Consider the following 21,899-nt stretch of genomic DNA (forward strand, 5'->3'; position numbering starts at 1 on the left):
AAAAAAACCCGCACAGCGGCGGGTTCTTTTATCACTGTTTAGATCGTCGTTGTGACGCTAGACCATGTGTACCAGCATTGACGTCGGATCCTCCAGGAACTCCTGCCAACGCTTGTTGAAGCGAGCGATCGTGCCACCATCAATAATACGATGATCACCTGACCAGCTCACCGTCATCAGCTTCCGTGCAACCACATTGCCGTTAGCATCGAAGCGCGGTAACTCCTGCACTTTACCGAGGGCAACAATCGCTGCTTCTGGTTTATTGATGATTGGAGTTGCAACTGTGCCTCCGATAACGCCGATATTGGAAATGGAGATGGTTCCACCTTTCATATCTTCCTGCGCAACACGACCTTCGCGGGCAGCTTGCGTCAAACGCGTAACTTCATTGGCAACATCAATCAGGCTCTTGTTTTGTACCTGTTTGACGTTTGGCACTAACAAACCAATCTTGGTATCAACGGCCATACCGATGTTGTGATCGTCGAAATAGGTGATCTCGGTACACTCATCATTCACCTGCGCATTCATAATTGGGAATTCTTTCAGCGCCAATGACAGTGCTTTGATGAAGAATGGCATCATGGTGATGCGCACGCCTTCGTCTTTGTAGCGCTCTTTCAGCTGCTTCTGCAGCGCCATCACCGCAGTAAGATCGAACTCATCTGCATAAGTGAAATGCGGAATAGTGCGTACCGACTCGGTCATGGCTTTGGCCATAGCAGCTTTGACACCGCGGATGGCTTCGGTGCGTTTACCACCGGTGGTTGCTGTTGGCTTGCTCGTCTCTGATGATGAGCTCGCTGACGTTGTCTGAGCTTGAGCCGTACTAGAACTGCGGGCTACGAACTGCTCAACATCTTCTTTCATGACCCGGCCCTTGGCGCCAGAGCCTTCCACTTTGCTGATATCGATATCTAATTCGCGGGCACGACGGCGTACTGCCGGACTGGCAACAGCTTTGCCCTGACGTGCGGCTTGCGGCACGGCAGCGTGGCCGGGTTGAGCTGCACTTTGCTCAGATTCGGCATTGGTGGCGGTGTCAGCGGCGGTCGCAGGTGCGCCAGAAGTCTCCTCTGCGTCACCTTCGACGCGAACGGCAAACAGCGGCTCATGCACTTTCGCAATGTCACCCTGTTTGTAATAAAGCTTTTCGACTACGCCGTGCTCTTTCGCCGGAATTTGCACCAGGGCTTTATCGGTCATCACATCAACCACCGGCTGGTCTTCTTCGATGACGTCACCTTCTTTAACCTGCCATTCCACGATCTCGCACTCAACGATGCCCTCGCCTATATCTGGCAGGATGAAGTCGGTGACCCGGCTGGAAGATTCCGCTTTAGCTGGTTCAGCCTTGGCGTCTTTAGTTTCCGCAGAGTTCGCTGGTTCAGCTTCCCCCGCAGTAGAACTGCGGGCTACGTCTGCGTCGTCGGCGTCTTCGGTGACCGCGAACAGTGGTTCGTGAACTTTGGCGATATCGCCCTGCTTGTAATAAAGCTTAGCCACCACCCCGTCATCTTTTGCGGGGATTTGCACCAGGGCTTTATCGGTCATGACATCGACCACCGGCTGGTCTTCTTTAATGGTGTCACCTTCCTGGACCAACCATTCGACAATCTCGCACTCTACGATGCCTTCGCCGATGTCTGGTAAGATAAAATCTTTACTCATAGGTCACGGCCCTCTTAATAGGTCATCGAAGCTTTAATGGCTTCGTACACTTTCAGGTGGTCAACGAAGTACTCTTTCTCGTGACACAATGGGTACGGGGTGTCTAAACCGCACACGCGGGCGATGGGTGATTCCAGATACAGGAAGCACTTATCTTGTATGGTGGCGGCAACTTCACTGGCAAAGCCACTGGTCAAAGGTGCTTCCTGAGTAACGACTAAACGCCCGGTTTTCATTACCGATTTAGCCACTGTCTCGGCATCCCATGGCAGTAAACTAACCAGATCGATAATTTCACAATCGATACCGTCTTCAGCTGCTTTATCGGCAGCTTTTTCGGCCATTTCAACCTGAGCGCCCCAGGCGACGATGGTAAGGTCTTTACCTTCACGAACAACGTCAGCTTTGCCTAGCTCTAGCGTATACTCTTCTTCAGGCACTTCACCGGTCGACGCACGGTAAAGGCGCTTCGGTTCCATGAAAAGTACCGGGTTTGGATCAAATATCGCGCTCAGCAACAGACCTTTAGCCATGTATGGATTACGTGGCATGACGATTTTTAAGCCTGGGGTGTGGGCGAAATAAGCTTCCGGTGACTGTGAGTGGTAATGACCACCGGCAATGCCACCACCATACGGGGTACGTATGGTCAGGCCACCGACGTTAAATTCGTTACCCGAACGATAACGGAATTTAGCTGACTCATTCACAATCTGATCAAACGCAGGGAAAATGTAATCGCCAAACTGAATTTCAGCAATGGCATAGCTGCCTTGCGAAGCCAGGCCATTGGCAAAACCTAAAATACCTTGCTCGACCAACGGTGTATTAAAATTACGATGACGACCGTACTTCTCGGTTAAACCGGAAGTCGCCCGGAAAACCCCACCAAAAGAGCCGGTGTCTTCACCAAAACTGTAAACTTTTTCACTTTTCGCCATCGCGATATCAAGTGCGCTATTGATGGCTTGTAGCAGATTCATCTTGGCCATTACTTCTCTCCCCCATCAATGCGTGACGCTGTTTTCGGGTACGCTTCCGGGTACTTACGAATATGCGCTTTTAATTGTTCCAACTGCTCTTTAAGCTGTTTGGGTGGAGTGTCATAAACGTCATTAATGAGTTCATCAATATGTGGCGCAGGAACTTTCTCAGCTTTCTTCAGGGCTGCCAGTACTGCGGCCTTTTTCTCAGCGAAGATCTCTTCCGCATCTTTCTCGGTCAGCCACTTCTTCTTGATCAGATAGGTCTGGAAGCGCGCCAGCGGATCTTTCGCGCGCCATTCTTCCTCTTCTTCGCGGGTACGGTAGCCCGTCGGGTCATCTGACGTCGAATGACCGGCCATGCGGTACGACATGCCTTCAATCAATACTGGCTCATCTTCTTCAACTGCCAACTTACGTGCCAGCTGGGTAGCCTGATACACAGCGAGGATGTCATTGCCGTCGACACGGATGGTTTTCATGCCATAAGCGACACCACGTGGCGCTATGCCATCACCGGCATACTGCTCACCCTGTGACGGGGTTGAGATGGCATAACCATTGTTGCGGCAAAAGAAAATAGCCGGGACTTTATAAACTGCTGCCATATTCAGGGCTGCGTGGAAATCACCTTCTGAAGCAGCACCCTCACCAAAATAGCATATGGTGCAGTTGCCGGTTTTATCCATTTTCTGACCGAACGCATAACCTGTTGCTTGCGGAATTTGCGTCGCTAACGGGGAAGCTATGGTCATGAAGTTCAGCGCCGCAGAACCATAATGCACAGGCATCTGACGACCTTTACCTAAGTCGCGCTCATTAGAGAACAACTGATCCATAAACTGCTCAACGGTAAAACCGCGATATGCTAACGCACCTTGCTCACGGTATTGCCCCATGATCATGTCACCATCATCCAGTGCTGCAGCTGAACCAATGCTCGCCGCTTCCTCACCGAGTGATGATAAATAGAAACTGATACGCCCCTGGCGCTGTGCGGCAATCATGCGTTCATCTAATATGCGGATGAATTGCATGGTATCGAACATTTTAAGTGCCAACTCTTTATCGAGCTTCGGCGCCTCTGCACCTTTGTGCAAGGTGCCATCCTCTTTGAGGATTTGAAGCATTGGAATCTTCAACGCAGAACCGTCAATAAATTTCGGTTCGGTCACGATTTCAAGCTGGTGTTGTTTATCCTTTGCCATAACTTTCTCGTTCTCGGAAAAATTGCGCTCACTTTACCTTTACGTCAACTGACATGCAAATGAGCGGGGATGCTTAAATTAAAAAATCAGACCAGTTGCAGTCGTTCGATAGGCACATCTTTTACGATCAATAATGCCCGCTGACCCAACGCCACTTTAGCGTTAGGGAACACGATCCTCTCCCCTGCCTGCTCTACGCGATGTTCTGTGTCACCGTCCATTGCCAGCAAATAACCTTGCTCAAAAGCGGTAAAGTTCGCGACATCATCGGGGAAGTGCAGAGTGAAGTCTTCAACTGTACGGTTTATTGTACGGCAAACATCCAGAACTTTTGTCCGCTCTGGGTCAAACTCCGGCAACGACAACTCCCGTTCACAAATCAGTCGGGTAAACATTCGCTCCGCTGCAGCAAATTTGCTGCGGTCATTTTCGCCAAACGGCCGCACTTTACCTAACTCAACGGTAAAGGCGTCAGCTCCGTGGGTGCGCACACTGTAATAGCTAAAGGTGGTGGTCGGTGACTGACTCAGCAGTATGGTCGTGATACCGCACTCAGCTAAAAAAGTGAGCTGTGACTTTTTGTACGGCCCACCATGGGTATAAGGATAGACGGCAAATTTCTCATAGCGCGAATCGCGGATCGCGGTATGTAAGTCATAGTGAAAGCGCTGGCGTTCGCCCCCGGGAGCATCCTGATAAAAGGCTGTCACATAATGTTCTAAACTCGCAGCACGTTTATGCTCCGGCGTGTCACCTTCAGCATGAGCCCCGCTGAACAGGCGGTTCATATTCATATCGACAAAGCGCTTATTAATTGCTATTGCCGCCGGATTGGCAATTAAAAACAGGGTTCGTTGGACAGGCTTTATCTGGCCTTGCATGATGCCGTGAATCATATCCCGCACGATTTCAATCGGTGCTGTTTCATCACCATGCACCGCGCACGAAAATATCACGTCTTTATCGCCCGGCGAACTGGGCTCTACCACTACCACGCCATAGTCCTGAAAGATCAGACGCCCGCCATCATAATCAACAGTTTTGTTCAGCAGTTGTGCCTCGTCGGCTAACTGTTCACCAGCATAGCCAGCAAGTGTCCATTCAAGTACATCAACATCATTCAGTTTCACTTTTCGACTCCTGTTGTTTAAATCGTCCGGGCTCCAGCCCTTTAATTGCTAACAGGGCGCGTAACACCCGTGAACGGTACTCCCGACGATATAACACCGATACCACTACTATAGTCGCAGCGACAAACAATAAGGGATGTAAAAACCAACACAGAAAAGCTAGAGCAAAATAGTAAGCACGCAAACCATTATTGTATTCATGACCGGCTTGATCGAACACCTTCGCGGCCTGATGCGCAAAAATATCCCGCTGTTCATCGGAGAAATCCGTGCTTCGATACTGTGGTGCGGCGCCGAGTAACACTGAAACAAACCCGAACTGCCGTATTGCCCAGGTAAATTTGAAAAAAGCAAAAACGAAGATGAGAGCTAGCCCGGCTAACTTAAATTGCACTTTGTCCGGTGATGTTGCGGCAGTAAATGGCAGCGATTGCAGCACCAAAACCACTTTATCGGCAGAGGCTAACAAAGTCAGCACGCCTGCTAGTACCAGCACCGTAGAGGAGGCAAAGAAGGTTACCACGCGCTCAACATTTCCCAACAAAGCCGCATCAGCAATTTGGTGCTCTTTACGGGTTAACGTGGTCATCCAGTCAATGCGCAATTGTCTGAGAATATGCGAGAGACTATAAGTACTGCGGGCACGTATTCGGGCGAATTGGATGTAGAAAACCCAAACCGAAAGAAAAAATGCCAGAGTTACAATATCGAGTGTGGTTAAACTCATGCTATTGACCTTGCGCTGACAGCATCGTTAGAAGCCCCATGCTTACCTAGCGCAAGCACGGGGAATCATTAATCATTGTAAGGTCACTAGTTTACCATTATGTGACGGAATTGTCCGACTCAGATTTAGGTGCAGGTTTGTCGGCCAGACCATACCAGGACAACATCGTTTTCAAGCCACGTTTGGTGTCATTAAGAATCAGATACAAGCATGGAATCAACAGCAACGTAATGACGGTGGCAAAGAGGATGCCAAACGCCAGCGAAATTGCCATCGGGATAACCATTTTTGCTTGCAGGCTTTTCTCAAGCACGATCGGCAACAGACCAAAGAAGGTGGTCAAGCTGGTTAGAATAATTGCCCGGAAGCGAGCTGCGCCAGCGTCCTGAACCGCAGTACGCAGCGCTACTCCATCTTTACGCGCCTGATTGACGTAATCGACCATTACCAGTGAGTCATTTACCACAACCCCGGCCAGTGCAATGATACCAAACAAGCTTAAGATAGAGATCGGCATACCGATAATCCAGTGACCAATGACCGCACCGATCATACCAAACGGAATCACCGACATAATGATCAACGGCTGACTGTAAGACTTCAGGGGTACTGCCATCAACGCATAAATCGCAAATAAGGCCAGCATGAAGCCTATTGCCAGCGAGTTGGTGGCTTCCGCTTCGTCCTGCGAAGCACCTTCAAGCTGAACGCTGACCGATGGGTACTTGTCGAGAATCGGTTGCATATGCTGCTGGCGAACCTGTTGCACAACCTCAAAAGGTTCCACCCGGTCTTTATCGACCCGGGCCCGTACGTTGACCGAACGCTCGCGGTCGATACGGGTGATGGTGTTATAGCCTTTAGCAAAGCGAATATTGGCAAGCTCAGTAAATGGAATTAAGTCGCCATCTGCGGTGCGCAGCTTCATGTCTTCCAGATTACCCACCGACTGACGCTCTTCCAGCGGGTAACGCACCATCACCCGAACTTCTTCGTCACCGCGCTGAATACGCTGAGCTTCCGCGCCATAAAAGGCGTAACGCACCTGATTCGCTAGATCACTCAGAGTAATTCCCATTGCCGTCGCCAAAGGTTTCAACTCAAGGATAATTTCATCGTTGCCCGCGCCGAAGGTATCTTCAATGTCAAATACCCCCTCAAACTGGCCCAGAGCTTCTTTGATTTCTTTTGCCGCCGCAGAGAGCTGGCCCAAGTCTTCACCAGCCAACTGAAACTCGACATCAAAGCCGCCACCGCCGCCAATACTGCCCTGGAAGTTAATCGCTTTTACCCCGGCTATTTCCGGAGTCTCTTCACGCCAGCGATTGATGATAGCAAAGCCATCGATCTCACGTTCTTCACCTTTTGCCAGCTCACTCATAACCATGCCACTGGTGGTGCCATTTAGCCAGGTGGTGGTGTGGCGAACGACATCCTCGCCCTGCTCTTCCTTCACCTCTTCGTTAACTTTCATTAACGAAGCTGTGAGCGTCTGCAAAGCATTGATAGTTGCTTCTTCGGATGAGCCGGGCTGCATTTCAATACTGGTTTGAATGAAATCACTCGGAATATTTGGGAAAAACACCCAACGCACCACACCGCCGCTAATCAGGCCGATCATTAAAATAAACATGGCAAAAAACGAAGCCAAAGTAGTGTAACGGTAGTGCAGACATTTTTTTAAGAACGGTCGATAGTAACGCTCGACGAATACCCGCAGGCTGTCAGAAATCTTATTCCGGGTACGTTGAAATGCATTTTGCTTTTCATTTGCTGATTTGCTGAATTTCATCCCTGCAATATGCGCAGGCAGGATTAATTTGGATTCAACCAACGAAAAGGCAAGACAGAGAATGACCACTACTGCGATCGACTCCCAGATCGCTCCCATACCACCATCTACCATAAGCATCGGGATGAAAGCGACCATGGTGGTCAGCACCCCAAAAGTTGCCGGAATCGCAACTTTCTTCGCGCCACGCACTACGTTATCCGTGGTTTTGCCGTACTTCTCAATTTCTGAGTAGGCACTTTCCCCGATGACTATGGCATCATCCACCACGATACCCAACACCAGAATAAAACCAAACAAACTGATCATATTGATGGAGATATCAAACATGGGTAAAGGCATCAGCGCAATGGTGCCAAGAAAACAAATTGGAATACCAATCATGACCCAGAATGCCAGTCGCAACTGCAAAAACAACGACAGCATTAAGAATACCAGTAGACCACCGGTAATCATGTTGTCGGTCATCAGATCGAGACGTCCCTGGAGGTAATAGGATGAGTCCCCCCAATGCGCGACTTTCACTTCGGGTGGTAGTTCTTTCTGCTTACGCTCAACATAATTGCGTACGACCTCAGCGACCGCTAGATCATTTTGATCGCCAACTGAATCGACCCGGACAAAGGTCGCAGGCTTACCGTCAAACCGGGTAAAGCGACGACGCTCAACGAATTCATCTTTGACGGTCGCGATATCCCCGAGAGTTAACCGAGTGCCGTCAGGTCGGTTGATCAGTACGATATTCTCGTATTCTTCGCCAAAGTAGGCCTGGTTGTTGGCGCGCAACAAAATATCGCCGTTCGGCGTGCGGATTGAGCCACCGGCGACGTCAATTGAGGTGCCACGAACAGCATTTACTATCTGTTGGAAAGTAAGATTATAGCGCTGCAGGTCCTGCTCTGAAATTTCAATGGATATTTCATAATCACGCGCACCTACTACATCAACTTTAGTGATGCCGCCAATGGACTTTAAGTCATCGCGAATTGATTTTGCCAGCTCTTTTTGATTGCGTTCGGTCATGTCGCCATAGACACTGATCCAAATCACCTGACGTTGCGGCCGGATACGATAAATATTGGGACTTTCAATTTGCTGGGGAAAATTGGGTATTGCATCCACCAGCATTTTCACTTCGTCCATGACCACCTGCGGGTCATAACCGCTTTCGACTTCTACTGAGACTGAACCGCCACCCTCCCGGGCAGTTGAGACAATACGTTCAACGCCATTTACGTCTTCTAAGGCATCTTCAATCAGTACCAGAACGCCTTGTTCGACTTCTTGCGGTGCCGCTCCGGGGAATGGCACCTGAATACTGATATTGTTCAGTTCAATTTCCGGAAACATCTGCTTCCGTACTTCAAACACCATGAAAAGACCGGTGATGATGATTAACAGCATCAACAGATTGGCAGCAACTTTATTGTTTGCCCACCAGGCGATTAAGCCACGTTCTTGATTCGATTCTGGAGCTTGATTCGGCGTTTGCATGGTCATAATTCCTTACTCGTCAGCTGAAGTATCAGCAGTGTCGTTACTGACATCAGTTGACTCACCTGAATCACCCGGACCTTCCATCTGCTCCGGCAGTGGATCGCCTGGCAACCGCACTTTCATACTTGGTAAGGCATTCGTAAGCTGGGTCAACACAACGTTGTCGCCAGGATTAAGCCCTTCATTGATGATGACGTGATTTTCTTCGGCACGCAGAACTTCAACGTGCTGTCGCTGCAAACGGCGATCATCATCGACTAACCAGACATTGCCGTCAGCAGTTAATGCGTAGCGCGGGATACGGTAAACATTTTCTACATAAATACCTTCAATTTCGAGTGCCACAAAACGCCCGAACCGTAACACGCGCTCGTGGGTTTGGCCCGCCCGGTTGTATGGGTCCTGTACTTCCACAACGCCGTAGATGACCCGGCTTGCGCGATCAAGCACGCCCTCGCTGCGCACCAGGCGCCCACGCCACTGATATTTTTGTCCCGCCACTTGAGACGTCAGCAGAACTTCAGGGAAATCGCTGGTCTGTTCTGAATCTGGCAAATCCAGATACGCGAGATCACGATCACTTAATGGCACGCGTATTTCAGCGGTTTCAGTACCTAACATTTCTGCGATTTGGCTGCTGACATTAACAAATTGGCCTAAATCTACATTTTTGCTTTGCAAAATGCCGTCAAACGGTGCGCGAATGGTGGTTCGATCTAAATCGCGTTGTGCCTTTGCCACCGCAGCTTCTGCCGATTGCATGGCAGCGACCGCACTGGCAACCTGAGGCTTGCGTAAACCTAAATCAGGAATTTCGCCCAGTTGCAATGACTCCCACTCTTCACGAGCGACTTCTGCGCGGGCACTCTCTTCTGCTAACGCTGCTTTTGCCTGCGCGAGATTCGCCTTAGCACTTTGTAACGCTACTTCATAGTCACGGGTATCGATCTGAATCAGCATCTCACCTTTGTTAAAGAATCCACCGTTTTGGAAATTCGGTGCAATTTCGGTAATTTGACCGCCAACTTGCGCAATCAGATTGGTTGTGTGTTTTGGCATGACATTGCCCTGTCCACTGACCAATAAGTTAATATTTTGCGGCTCAGCTTGCTGCACCTCCACCAACACCGCCGGGCGCTCTGTTGAACGCATCGGTAATTGTGGACGCAACATACCTAAGACTACGACCAGAGCAATCGCAACAAGAATAATAAGTGGTGGTAATAGCGCACGCTTTTTGAAAGTCATCTAGATCATTCCAGTTAAACATGAAGATGGCGCATAGTATGCGCCATCCCAGAGGGATTATTAAGGCGGATTATGTTGCGAGTTGTAACAATTGAAACATTAACCGTTTAACAAATAACTTTCGCCGGCTTCGATAGCCCTGGGTCCACCGGCAAGTAGCACGACATCGCCTTGCTGCAAAGTGAAGTCACCATGTACTTCACTATATTCTTCGTTATCCCGGCGCACCGACTTCACTTGAATTGCCAGCTCATCAAGCCCTAACTGTGCAAGCTTTTTACCACAGGCATAAGCATTATCGGTTAGCTGAACGGCATGCAAAAATTGCAAACGGTCAATCTTTTCGGGATCCATGTCAGTGGTCTCACCCGGATAGAAGCCGTGCATATCGCCATAATGCGAACGACGGGCTTGATCCAGTCGGGCCAAAATCCTGCGGATGGGTACTCCGCTGCGACTTAAAATTTGTGATACCAGCATCAAGCTTGCTTCGAGTGTGTCCGGCACCACCTGGGTCGCGCCAGCAGCCATCATTTCCTCTAGCCGCAAGTCATCGCGCGAGCGCACAATAATTTCTGCATGGTCATTAAGTTCCCGAATCGCTTTGAGAACTTCCAGAGCTTTGCTGTCCTCGGCGAAGGTAATAATAATCAGTTCGACCTGATCGGCATGTACCGCTTTCAAAATATCACGTCGTCCACCATCGCCGAAGAACACGTTCGCGCCGCCGGCAATAGCTTCCTGCACCCGTTTGGTGTCGTGATCTATAGCAAGATGTTCGATACCTTCCGTGGTCAGGAAACGACTTACCGTTTGTCCGACCCGGCCAAACCCCAATACCAGAACTTTCTTCGGCTCAGATACATCTGGTTGATTTATGTCGACATCGGTTTTGGCTTTGATTTTGCGCAACAATGGCGCCACCATACTGCGACTGCGCTGAATGACCATTGGTGTCACAGCCATGCCCAAAACCCCGATCCCCACCAGCAAGGAAGCAATATCCTGAGGCAAAAGTGCATAGGACAATGCCAGTGACACTAAGACAAATCCAAATTCTCCCATCTGGAACAACATCAGTCCCGCAGCCCAGGAATCCTCTTCGCGCTCGTGCATAAAGCCTGCAATAGCACGCACCACCAGCATCTTTATTAAGCCAATGACAAGTACAGCCAATACAATCCAGTGCACATTTTGCAGGAACACCATCAGGTTGAGCTGCATGCCGACAGTGATGAAAAATAGTCCCATCAGAATGTCGCGAAACGGTCGAATGTCCGCCTCAAGTTGATGCTTGTACTTACTTTCGCCCAGCATCATACCAGCCAAAAATGCCCCTAACGCCATCGACAACCCGAACAAGTGCGTCAAGCCGCCGGCGACCAACGCCACCAGCAAAGTTGCCAAAACAAAAAGCTCATCGGTCCGGAGTCGCGCAATTTCCCGGAAAATATGCGGTAAAACCCACTTGCCAATAGCCATCAACAGTACTACGACTCCTGCGCCTTTAAGCAGTGCAATGCCCAAACTTTCCCAAATACTAATGTCTGCCGAGGTGCTTGCTAATAACGGGATGATGATCAGCATGGGCACCACAGCAATGTCCTGGAATAACAGCACTGCGACGGTTGCCTGGCCTGTGCGTGTCGTCAACTGAGATGATTCGCCGAGCTGCTTGATCACCACTGCGGTGGAGCTCAACGCCAGAGTACCGCCAATGACCATCGCCGCCGTCCAGTTTCCGAGCCATGCGTAGGCTAAGCCAGCAAATAACAAGCTACAAATAACGACTTGCCCGGCACCCAAGCCAAATACCAGGCGGCGCATCGCAATCATTTTCGGCAACGAGAATTCGAGGCCCAGAGAAAACAACAGCAGCACGACACCCAGTTCGGCAATAAAGTGATACTCATCGGGATCTTTAATCCACGCCGTGACATCAGGCCCGGCGACAATGCCAGCCACCAAATACGCCAAAATAGCTGGTAACTTGATACGCCGAAACGCCCATACGAGGACGACGGCAATGGCAAGGAGTAACAATACGTCTGCAAAAGTTCCGTTCACTTTGGTTTCCTCTGAAGGTAGAGACCAAGACAAATCAAGCTTAAACCGATGAGTGTAGTCACTTGAATCACTTCATCCAGTATAAAGTAGATAAGTACCAGACTGAGGAAAGGACTCAAAAAAATCAACATAGAAAGTTGCGAGGTTTTTTCCGCAGTGCGCATTGCCGTCAACCAGAGTAAGAATGTCACTCCCATTTCGAATACACCAACATAGCCCGCTGCTGCCCAGGCACGCCACTCAAACCAGGGTAAAGGGCGCGGGTCCAACGCAACGGCAATGGCTAAAAACACGGAGCCAAAAGCAAAACACCAAAACATTGCCGGGATAGGTGGATCAGTGTTTTTAGTATTAATAAGCCAATAGCTGGCCCACAACAATGTGCTTAACAATGCCAGTCCAATTCCAAGCCAGTTGGTTTGCTGAAAATCCCACTGACCACCTGTGGCAATAAGCACAACGCCGCCATAGGCAATCAGCATGGCACTAAGTTCACGTACACTTAATCGTTGTTTTAACAGAGGCACTGCCAATAGCGCCATGGTAATCGCCCAGGTGTAGTTGATTGCCTGAGCCTGTTGTGCCGGCAAGCGATCGTACGCAGCAAACAGTACCCAATAATAAATAAATGGATTCAGGGCACCCTGCAGGCTATAAAACAACCAACGTCGCCGGCCCAGCAGCAGGGTCTCGCGCACGCGGCGCTGCCATACCAATAAACTCAGAAAAATAAGCGTGCTGGTGCCCGCGGCAAGAAATAGCAAGTGCAAAGGCGATAGATAGTCGAGGGCGATTTTAAAGGCCGTCGCCACCGTCGACCATAAACCTACCGCTGCGAGACCAAACAGTAACGCGCGTTTCTGACTGGTTTGCATAACAGGTGCTACGGCAGTCATTAGCTGTCCCCGATTAGTTCGTTAAACGGCGATGTAAGACCAAATAACGGTCAGGCGTGCGCGTAACCTGATAAGTTCCCCAGGCGACCACAGGCTGACGATCATTTTGCGTATGTATCATCTGCAGGCGGATCTGTTCCAACTGAGCATAAGAAGGCATGCCAGCATCCTGCTGCTGCAACCACCCCCGCAGCAACGCTCGTTGACTTGCGGCAGAATGAGGTTTCAAGCCATCCACCGCCAGTTCGCCGTTCGCGTTAAGCAGACTTGCGATTTGCTGCCCCAATAACTCATCAAGCACCTGTTGCTGCTCAGCACATAAGCGTGCGCTGCGCAGCACAGCATCGCCAAAATGCGGCCAGCGCTGTTCAAGTTTTGGTACCACTTCATGACGTAAGTAATTCCGATCAATAGCAGTGTCATAGTTGGTATCATCTTCAATCCAGTGCAGTTGCCGTTGCTCGGCGTAGGCGTAAATAGCGGCTTTGCTCACGCCCAACAAAGGCCGCAACCAAACTTGTCTGGTCGCCTCGTTCGCTCTTTGCATCGCGCTGTGCTCTGCCATCGCCGCCAGTCCTTTTGGTCCTGCACCGCGCTTTAGCTGCAACAAGAAAGTTTCGATTTGGTCGTTACGATGTTGGCCAAGGAGAAATACTGCGTCTTCCTCGGCAATTTCGCTTAAACGTTGGTAACGGGCATCACGTCCGGCAGCCTCTTTGCTGATACGAGCCCCCTGCCCAACGGTTAGAACTTCCATATGCAGAGGAAAACCGCGGCGTTCGCAGTCAGCCACCAGACTCTCTGCCCAGAGGCCTGAATTTGGATGGAACTGATGATCCAAATGAATGGCTAAGTAGTTAAATTGCGGGTTTTCACTGCGCCAGCGATCCAGCAAATCAAGTACCGTTTGCGAATCCGCACCGCCGCCAAGGCAAGCAACGAGTTGTTGTTGGGGGCGCAGCTCTGCCTGTTGCAAAGCTGCACAAAAATCGGAATAGAGGTCGCGGTAGTCAGCGGTCACAAGCGCCTAACAATAACCAAATGACATCAGTTTCTGATAACGTTGCTCAAGCAATGCGGTGCGATCTAAACCTTTCAGCTCGCCCAGATCATCAAGCAACCGTTGCTTCAGCCGTTGGGCCATCTGCTCAGCATTACGGTGTGCACCACCCAGCGGCTCTTCGACAATGGCATCAATCAGCCCTAGCTCCAGACTGCGTCCGGCGGTAACGCCCATTGCTTCTGCAGCAATAGCGGCTTTCTCGGCACTCTTCCACAAAATAGATGCGCAACCCTCAGGTGAAATTACTGAGTAAGTTGAATACTGCAGCATATTCACACGGTCACCAACGCCGATAGCCAGAGCTCCACCTGAACCGCCTTCGCCAATAACGGTACAGACGATAGGGACCGTCAGGCGCGCCATAACTTTCAGGTTACGGGCAATAGCTTCTGACTGGCCGCGCTCTTCCGCGCCAATGCCCGGATAGGCACCTGGCGTGTCAATGAAGGTGATGATTGGCATTTTAAAACGTTCTGCCATTTCCATCAGCCGTAATGCTTTACGATACCCTTCAGGTTTTGGCATCCCAAAATTGCGGCGGATTTTTTCTTTGGTTTCGCGGCCTTTCTGGTGCCCGATAATCATTACCGGCTGGCCATCCAGCCGCGCTGTGCCACCGACAATTGCACGGTCGTTGGCAAACGCACGATCGCCGGCCAATTCGTCGAAGTCGGTAAAAATATGTTCAATATAATCGAGGGTATAGGGACGCATAGGATGGCGTGCCATCTGCGCTACCTGCCACGCACCAAGGTCACCAAAAATCTTTTCGATCAGTTGCTCGCGCTTCTCCTGAAGCTTGGCAATCTCTTCCTCGATAGATATGTCAAAATCACCCTTTGCACCGACAGCTTTTAGTTCTTCGATTTGTGCTTGCAGTTCTGCAATAGGCTTTTCGAACTCTAAAAATTGCAAATTCATTTGGACTCCCGTGGGCAACACTGCTTTAGTGCAGGCTGCAAATCAAAATTCTAGCGCAATATGCTTAGCACCGAGCTGCTGCTCTAACTCGTACAATAATTCGTCTTCCGGCGTAATGTACCATTCGGTGGCCGCCTGATAACTGGCGCTGACATCGGGCCGCTGATAGTCAAAAATAAGCGGACATGCTCCACCACGATATGCCTCAAGAGTGGTAACTAAGCGTTTAAATGCCGCGCCCTCAAGCTGCTCTGGTCGCAAGCATAACCGCAATCCTTTCGCGTATTGCTCGCGCATACCGGTTATGGTCATAACTTCTCTGGCGGTCATTGTATTGCCACCGGAGTAATCATCAAAGCTGACCTCTCCTTTTATGACCAAAATTCTGTCTTTTGCCAGAAAATCTTCATAAGTTTCGTAATCTTGTGCAAAAAAGCGTACATCAAATCGTGCTGTTTTGTCATCCAGGGTGACAATCGCCCAGCGTGCGCCTTTTTTGTTCACCATGACCCGCATGTCGATGACTAAGCCGGCTATGGTGGTCATCTGGTCGCGGCCGGTGGGCCGCACATTGGCTAAATTGCATGGTACATAGTTACGCAATTCCGCCCGGTAACGATTAATCGGGTGCCCGGTTAAGTATAGTCCAAGGGTTTCACGTTCGCCGTCGAGCCATATTGCTTCCGGCCATTCGCTCACCTGTTCGAACTCATGCTCTATGGCATCGGTGTCGGCTGCGGTGGTCAATACGCCAAATAAATCAGACTGCCCTATGGCCTCGGCACGCGCATGCTGCTCTGCCTGGCGCATGGCTTTTTCCAGGGTTGCCATCAGCGCAGCACGATGCGGCCCCAACGAATCCATTGCACCTGCGCGAATCAACTTTTCCAGCACCCGCCTGTTAAGGCGTTTTAAATCGACCCGGCAGCAAAAATCAAACAGGTCTGAGAAACTTCCGCCCTCGTTGCGCGCCGCCAGAATCGCTTCAATCGGCGCCTCACCAACGCCTTTAATGGCACCAATACCGTAAACAACATGGCCCTGCTCGTCGACGGTAAATTTGTATTGGCCTACATTAACATCTGGCGGTAAAAGCTTAAGACCCAACTGTTCGCATTCATCGACCAGGGTCACAATTTTATCGGTGTTGTCCATATCGGCGGACATGACCGCCGCCATGAATTCCGCCGGATAATGGGTTTTCATCCACAGTGTCTGGTAGGAAACCAAGGCGTAGGCTGCTGAATGCGATTTGTTGAAACCGTAGCCGGCAAATTTCTCTACCAGGTCGAAGATCTTCATGGCCAGCTCAGGATCGATGCCACTCTTCGCGGCACCGTCGGCAAACACCTCGCGCTGTTTCGCCATTTCCTCTGGCTTCTTCTTACCCATGGCACGGCGTAATAAGTCGGCCTCGCCTAGTGAGTAGCCAGCCAGCACCTGCGCAATCTGCATGACCTGTTCCTGATAAAGAATAACACCGTACGTCGGTTCCAGAATGGGCTGTAGCCATTCGTGCTGATAATCTTTATCAGGATAGGAAATCTGTTCGCGGCCATGCTTACGATCGATAAAGTTATCGACCATGCCCGATTGCAGCGGGCCCGGCCGGAATAACGCCACCAGTGCGATAATATCTTCGAAGCTATCCGGTAGCATTTTCTTGATCAACTGCTTCATGCCACTCGACTCGAGCTGGAATACAGCAGTGGTTTGCGCTTTTTTCAACAACTTAAAGCAGGCTGGATCATCTAGTGGTATTTTATCAATAATGACCGCCTGCTCACCACGCTTAGCGCGTTGCGCGTTGACCATATCCAATGCCCACTGAATAATCGTCAGGGTTCTCAAACCCAGGAAGTCGAACTTAACCAGGCCCGCCGCCTCAACGTCGTTCTTATCGAACTGGGTGACCGGCTGCTTGCCTTCCTCGTCACAGTACAGTGGTGAGAAATCGGTAATCTTATCCGGTGCGATAACCACGCCGCCAGCGTGCTTGCCGGCATTACGCGTCACGCCCTCGAGAATACGCGCCATATCGATAAGATCGCGAACATCTTCATCCTGGTTGTAGACTTCCACCAGACGCGGTTCGATTTCAAAGGCTTTAGCTAAGGTCATGCCCGGGTCGCCGGGCACTAATTTGGTAATTTTATCGACAAAACCATAAGGGTGGCCCAGCACCCGACCAACATCACGGATCGACGCCTTGGCCGCCATAGTACCAAAGGTAATAATCTGGGAGACCGCTTCGCGCCCATACAAATCGGCGACGTGGTCAATAACCTCATCTCGCCGATCCATACAAAAATCGATATCAAAATCGGGCATGGAGACCCGTTCCGGGTTCAGGAACCGCTCAAACAGGAGATCAAGTTCAAGGGGGTCGAGATCGGTAATTTTTAACGCATACGCAACTAAAGAGCCGGCACCAGAACCGCGCCCGGGACCGACCGGTATGTTGTTATCTTTCGACCACTGAATAAACTCCATTACAATCAGGAAGTAGCCCGGGAACCCCATCTGATTGATAACATCCAGCTCTATCTGCAAGCGTTCATCGTAGGCTTTGCGCTGTACTGCGCGTTCTTCTTCGTCAGGAAACAGTTGTAACAGCCGTTGTTCTAATCCTTCCTGTGACTTTTTCACTAAAAAGTCTTCCGGCGTCATGCCTCCGGTAGGAAATTCAGGCAATACGTACTTATCGAGAGTAATAGTAACGTTACAGCGTTTTGCGATCTCGACAGTATTTGCCAGCGCCTCGGGGATATCAGCGAACAGCTCTGCCATTTCCTCAGGACTTTTTAAATACTGTTCCGCGCTATATTTTTTAGGTCGGCGTTTATCATCCAGAGTATAACTATCAGCGACTGCGACCCGCACCTCGTGCGCATGGAAGTCCTCCTGTTTAAGAAACACCACCTCGTTGGTCGCCACCACAGGCACATCCTGCGCGGCCGCTAAAGCCACGGCCGCATGCAGATAATCATCTTCCTGCGGACGGCCGGTACGCAATAACTCGAGATAAAAACGATCGGGGAAGTGCTGCTGATAAAACGCCAGCTCCTGTTCGGCTTCGTCCTGTCTGTTTTGCAGTAGTTTACGGCCAATATCGCCTTCCCTGCCACCGCTTAATAACAGCAAACCTTCAGCATGCTCTGCTAACCATTCTTTATTAACACAGGGGCGACCCATGCGGTGCCCGGCCAGATAGCCACGACTTATGAGCTGAGTAAGTTGCTGGTAACCCGCGTTGTTCATAGCGAGCGCAGTTAGCCGAAATGGCTGCTCTTTGCTATCCGCTGTCCAGTCTTGTGGCAACACCCAGAGATCACAGCCAACAATAGGTTTTAAGCCTTTATTCTGGGTGGTCCGATAAAACCGGACCAGACCACACATGTTCATCTGGTCCGTTATCGCCAATGCTGGCATGCCCTTATCTACAGTCGCTTCGCAAATAGGACCAACTTTGGCCAGGCCATCGATCATGGAGAAATCGCTGTGGACCCGTAAATGAATAAACTGGGGGGCTGAAGTTTGCACTGGTTCTGTCATGCGCCTTTATCGTTATCTCTTAGTGTCACATCTTTATCTATTGTGCCGCATGCGTAACGCTATGTCATGCTCCATTGTCGTCTAAGTGTAATAACCAGCAATGGTTACCACAGCTTGATTTATTAGCTAAGAAATGACCTTATAGTGCTATCCAGATTTAAAAGATCCAGGTCTAAACAGGAGCTAAGTCATGTTAAACAGCTTAAATTACTGCGGCGTTATCAAAGTCAGTCTCATTTCTCTGGCGTTATTCGTTACTAATGCACATAGTCAGGATCAGGAACATAGCCAGGAACATAAATACGAAATCGAAACCATCAGTGACGGCCACCGGTTCACTGAGGGCCCACTCTGGCACGGTGATAAGCTCTGGTTTTCAGATATTCCCAACAACACGGTTTACGCATGGTCGCCAACTGGCACAACCGAGGTTGCCATACGCCCATCAAGTAATGCCAATGGCTTAGCACTTGATAGCGAACAGCGCATCCTCATGGCGCAACACCTCAGCCGTCGCATTGCTCGATTAAACGAGGATGGCACACAAACCGCGTTAGCAACCTCTTATGAAGGCAAACGCCTGAACAGTCCGAATGATTTGATTGTCGCTGCCGACGGTGCAATTTACTTTACCGATCCTCCCTTTGCCATCGACGAAGAAGATAACGAACTGGGCTTTGCCGGGGTGTTCAAAATTAATGCCGCTGACGAGTTGGTCTTACTCGACGATAGTCTGGCGCTGCCAAATGGCCTCGCCCTAAGTCCCGATGAATCGACGCTGTATGTTAACGATGCCTATAAATGGGTTATCTATGCCTACGACGTCTCCGCCGCGGGCGTCACCAATAAACGTGTATTTGCCCGGCTCGACGGCAGCTACGACCAGGGTATGGATGGCATGAGTGTCGCCAGCGATGGAACTTTGTACGTCGCAGGACCGGAAGGTATTTATACCTATGCACCTGATGGTGAGCTTATCGAGCTCATTGAATTACCCGATTTTACGTCGAACGTTACTGTGCTTGAGACCGATGGCCGTGTACTTTACGTGACCAATCAGACTGAGGTGCTTAGAATCAAACTTACTGCTAACCATTAATCAGGAACTCTTATGCGCCATTTCGTTCGTTTCGCCCGACTTACCATGTTGCCACTGGCACTCGCTGGTCTGCTGGGCCAAGCCGCAGCAGCAGAAACTGAAACTACCCTGAACGCCTATGCCGCGGGTTATGTCGCCGGCTTTACCTGCAGCGCCACCTTTAACGGCGGGAAGAGCCCGGAACAAATTCGCGAGCATGAGCTCGGCGGCATCTATCCCCTTATAGCCGATCGTGTCGATAACTTAACAGCGGAAATCAATCGCGAGCAGAAGTGGGTTCGCGTCGCTTATGATGATGGCCAGCGCGCCCGTATTTCGATCTGGCGGCCTAAGCTCGGTTGTGTGGATTTACCCGTCGGAGCAAGTTTCGCGCAACACGAACACCTGGCAAATCCCTATGTAAGTGCCGAGCCTCCCGCTGCAGATAATGGGCAACCCTGGCAAACAGGTAATTCTCCATTACCCGCTGAGCAGCAAAGTGCACTTGCAGCTGTCATTGATCAGGCTTTTAGTAAGCATTACGGGGCCGGCGCGCGCACTTCCGCAGTGTTAATCGCAACCCCTGAGCATCTGCTGGCGGAACGTTATCTGCCAGGCTTTACTCCGGAGACCGCGCAACGCACGTGGTCTGTGGCCAAGAGTATTGGCGCCAGTGTCATTGGCGCCGCTGTTTACCAGCGTTTACTCGAGGTTGATGAAGCAGCAGGATTGGAAAACTGGTCTCATCCGCTTGACCCGCGTGGCGCTATTACATTGGAAAATCTGTTACAGATGGCCTCTGGACTGGATAGCAATGTCGCAGGCAATCGTACCGACCGGGTTTACATGGGCGGTGGCCTGGTCAGCGATACAGCAACTGAGGCAGCTTTAGAAGTCACGCCAGGCGAGCGCTGGAAGTATGCCAACAATGACACCATGCTTGCGCTGCGCACCTTACGTGAACGTTTTGCCACCCTCGATGATTACCTGCGCTTCCCCTTTCATGCGCTACTCGACAAAATCGGCATGCAGCACACCTATCTCGAGACCGACTGGCAGGGTGATTTTATCTTGTCCTCTCAGGTCTGGACCACTGCGCGTGACTTAGCCCGTTTAGGCGTACTGCATCTGAACAATGGCGAGTGGTACGATGAACGGCTGTTACCCGAAGACTGGCTGACCTACATCAGTACCCCAGCCCCAGCGCAGCCGGACGCCGGTTCGCCGGGTTACGGCGCACAGTGGTGGCTCTACAACGAGCGTTTCCCGGAACTACCCAATGACACCATCGCGGCGCGCGGTAACCGGGGCCAATTCCTGGTGATTATTCCAAGCCATGATCTTGTTGTCGTCCGCCGCGGTTATGACCTTGCCGGACAGCCCGGCTTCAATGAGCATGATTTCACCCGCGATGTACTGAAAGCCTTGGCAACTGGTGAACAGCGACCATGAGTAAGCCCTTAGTTCTCTTTATTCATGGTTTTGGCTCAAACGGGTTTGGCAGCAAAGCACAAGCCATGCGCGCGCACTGTCAGCAGCACCACGTGCCTTTCATTGCTCCTTCACTCTCGCATATACCAGCCCTGGCGTTGCAGACGCTGGAGGAGTTGATTGAACAATTGTCGGCCGTAAGCACTGAACACAAAGTCTGTCTCATGGGGTCCTCTTTAGGCGGTTTTTACGCACAGGTGCTGGCGCTTAAATACCACCTGCCGGTGGTTTTAATCAATCCGTCGATGCATGCTGGCAGGTCTTTACGCCGAGCGTTGGGCACAGCTACCCATTACTTTGACGACAGTACGTACGAGTGGCGGGAAAGTTATGTTGCTACTTTGCAAGAGATCGAGCCTGACTACCCGTTGCCGTTCACTGCCAGCCAGTGTTGGCTGCTGGTGCAAACCGGTGACGAACTGCTCGATTATCGCGAAGCGCTGGACGCTTTGCCTGAGGTAAAAACAACCGTTGAGGAAGGTGGTGATCATGGGTTTCAAGGGTTTGCTGAGCATCTAGAAGACATTCTGGCTTTTCTTGAAAATTCAGTTAACCATTGTTAAAACCGG

Annotated in this window: 15 protein-coding genes; 3 read left to right on the forward strand and 12 right to left on the reverse strand. The window is 50.6% G+C overall.

Annotation, left to right across the window (positions count from 1 at the left end; all coding sequences use genetic code 11):
• Nucleotides 1-57: 57 nt before the first annotated feature.
• From CWI69_RS05155 to dnaE, 12 genes are all read right to left on the reverse strand, one after another.
• On the reverse strand, nt 58-1,674 hold the full coding sequence (locus CWI69_RS05155) for a dihydrolipoyllysine-residue acetyltransferase (protein ID WP_126762493.1): 1,617 nt from the start codon (nt 1,672-1,674) through the stop codon (nt 58-60).
• A 14-nt stretch (nt 1,675-1,688) separates the two neighbouring features.
• A complete protein-coding gene (locus CWI69_RS05160) occupies nt 1,689-2,666 on the reverse strand; it encodes an alpha-ketoacid dehydrogenase subunit beta (RefSeq protein ID WP_126762495.1) in 978 nt (325 codons plus the stop codon).
• A complete protein-coding gene (locus tag CWI69_RS05165; protein WP_126762497.1) occupies nt 2,666-3,865 on the reverse strand; it encodes a thiamine pyrophosphate-dependent dehydrogenase E1 component subunit alpha in 1,200 nt (399 codons plus the stop codon). The genes CWI69_RS05160 and CWI69_RS05165 overlap by 1 nt, the downstream gene beginning before the upstream one ends.
• A gap of 86 nt (nt 3,866-3,951) precedes the next feature.
• A complete protein-coding gene (gene astE / locus CWI69_RS05170; RefSeq protein ID WP_126762858.1) occupies nt 3,952-4,989 on the reverse strand; it encodes a succinylglutamate desuccinylase in 1,038 nt (345 codons plus the stop codon).
• Nucleotides 4,982-5,722: a DUF599 domain-containing protein gene (locus CWI69_RS05175; protein ID WP_126762499.1), complete on the reverse strand. Its 741-nt coding sequence runs from the start codon at nt 5,720-5,722 to the stop codon at nt 4,982-4,984. Before CWI69_RS05175 ends, astE begins: the two co-directional genes overlap by 8 nt.
• A 97-nt stretch (nt 5,723-5,819) precedes the next feature.
• Nucleotides 5,820-9,008 (reverse strand): efflux RND transporter permease subunit, encoded by a 3,189-nt coding sequence (locus CWI69_RS05180; RefSeq protein WP_126762501.1) that lies wholly within the window; start codon nt 9,006-9,008, stop codon nt 5,820-5,822.
• A gap of 12 nt (nt 9,009-9,020) precedes the next feature.
• Entirely contained in the window at nt 9,021-10,259 is a 1,239-nt protein-coding gene (locus CWI69_RS05185; protein WP_126762503.1) for an efflux RND transporter periplasmic adaptor subunit, read from the reverse strand.
• 99 nt (nt 10,260-10,358) lie between these two features.
• Nucleotides 10,359-12,326 (reverse strand): monovalent cation:proton antiporter family protein, encoded by a 1,968-nt coding sequence (locus tag CWI69_RS05190; protein ID WP_126762505.1) that lies wholly within the window; start codon nt 12,324-12,326, stop codon nt 10,359-10,361.
• The gene (locus tag CWI69_RS05195) at nt 12,323-13,222 is read right to left on the reverse strand and encodes a DMT family transporter (RefSeq protein WP_241971033.1); all 900 of its coding nucleotides are present in this window, start codon (nt 13,220-13,222) and stop codon (nt 12,323-12,325) included. The genes CWI69_RS05190 and CWI69_RS05195 overlap by 4 nt, the downstream gene beginning before the upstream one ends.
• 13 nt (nt 13,223-13,235) lie before the next feature.
• On the reverse strand, nt 13,236-14,243 hold the full coding sequence (gene tilS / locus CWI69_RS05200; protein ID WP_126762507.1) for a tRNA lysidine(34) synthetase TilS: 1,008 nt from the start codon (nt 14,241-14,243) through the stop codon (nt 13,236-13,238).
• Nucleotides 14,244-14,249: 6 nt separating this feature from the next.
• A complete protein-coding gene (gene accA / locus CWI69_RS05205) occupies nt 14,250-15,206 on the reverse strand; it encodes an acetyl-CoA carboxylase carboxyl transferase subunit alpha (RefSeq protein WP_126762509.1) in 957 nt (318 codons plus the stop codon).
• A 42-nt stretch (nt 15,207-15,248) separates the two neighbouring features.
• Entirely contained in the window at nt 15,249-18,761 is a 3,513-nt protein-coding gene (dnaE, locus tag CWI69_RS05210) for a DNA polymerase III subunit alpha (protein ID WP_126762511.1), read from the reverse strand.
• Nucleotides 18,762-18,951: 190 nt separating this feature from the next.
• On the opposite strand from dnaE, the gene CWI69_RS05215 reads away from it, so the two are divergent.
• The 3 genes from CWI69_RS05215 to CWI69_RS05225 are packed head-to-tail and all read left to right on the forward strand — an operon-like array spanning nt 18,952 to nt 21,893.
• The gene (locus CWI69_RS05215) at nt 18,952-19,860 is read left to right on the forward strand and encodes an SMP-30/gluconolactonase/LRE family protein (protein ID WP_126762513.1); all 909 of its coding nucleotides are present in this window, start codon (nt 18,952-18,954) and stop codon (nt 19,858-19,860) included.
• 12 nt (nt 19,861-19,872) lie between these two features.
• Complete coding sequence (locus tag CWI69_RS05220) at nt 19,873-21,291, forward strand: serine hydrolase domain-containing protein (RefSeq protein ID WP_241971034.1); 1,419 nt, start codon at nt 19,873-19,875, stop codon at nt 21,289-21,291.
• Nucleotides 21,288-21,893, forward strand: coding sequence for a YqiA/YcfP family alpha/beta fold hydrolase (locus CWI69_RS05225; RefSeq protein ID WP_126762515.1), 606 nt, complete (start codon nt 21,288-21,290; stop codon nt 21,891-21,893). The genes CWI69_RS05220 and CWI69_RS05225 overlap by 4 nt, the downstream gene beginning before the upstream one ends.
• The last annotated feature ends 6 nt before the right edge of the window (nt 21,894-21,899 follow it).

The sequence above is a fragment of the Pseudidiomarina halophila genome (assembly GCF_003987215.1).
Taxonomy (GTDB): Bacteria; Pseudomonadota; Gammaproteobacteria; order Enterobacterales; family Alteromonadaceae; genus Pseudidiomarina; species Pseudidiomarina halophila.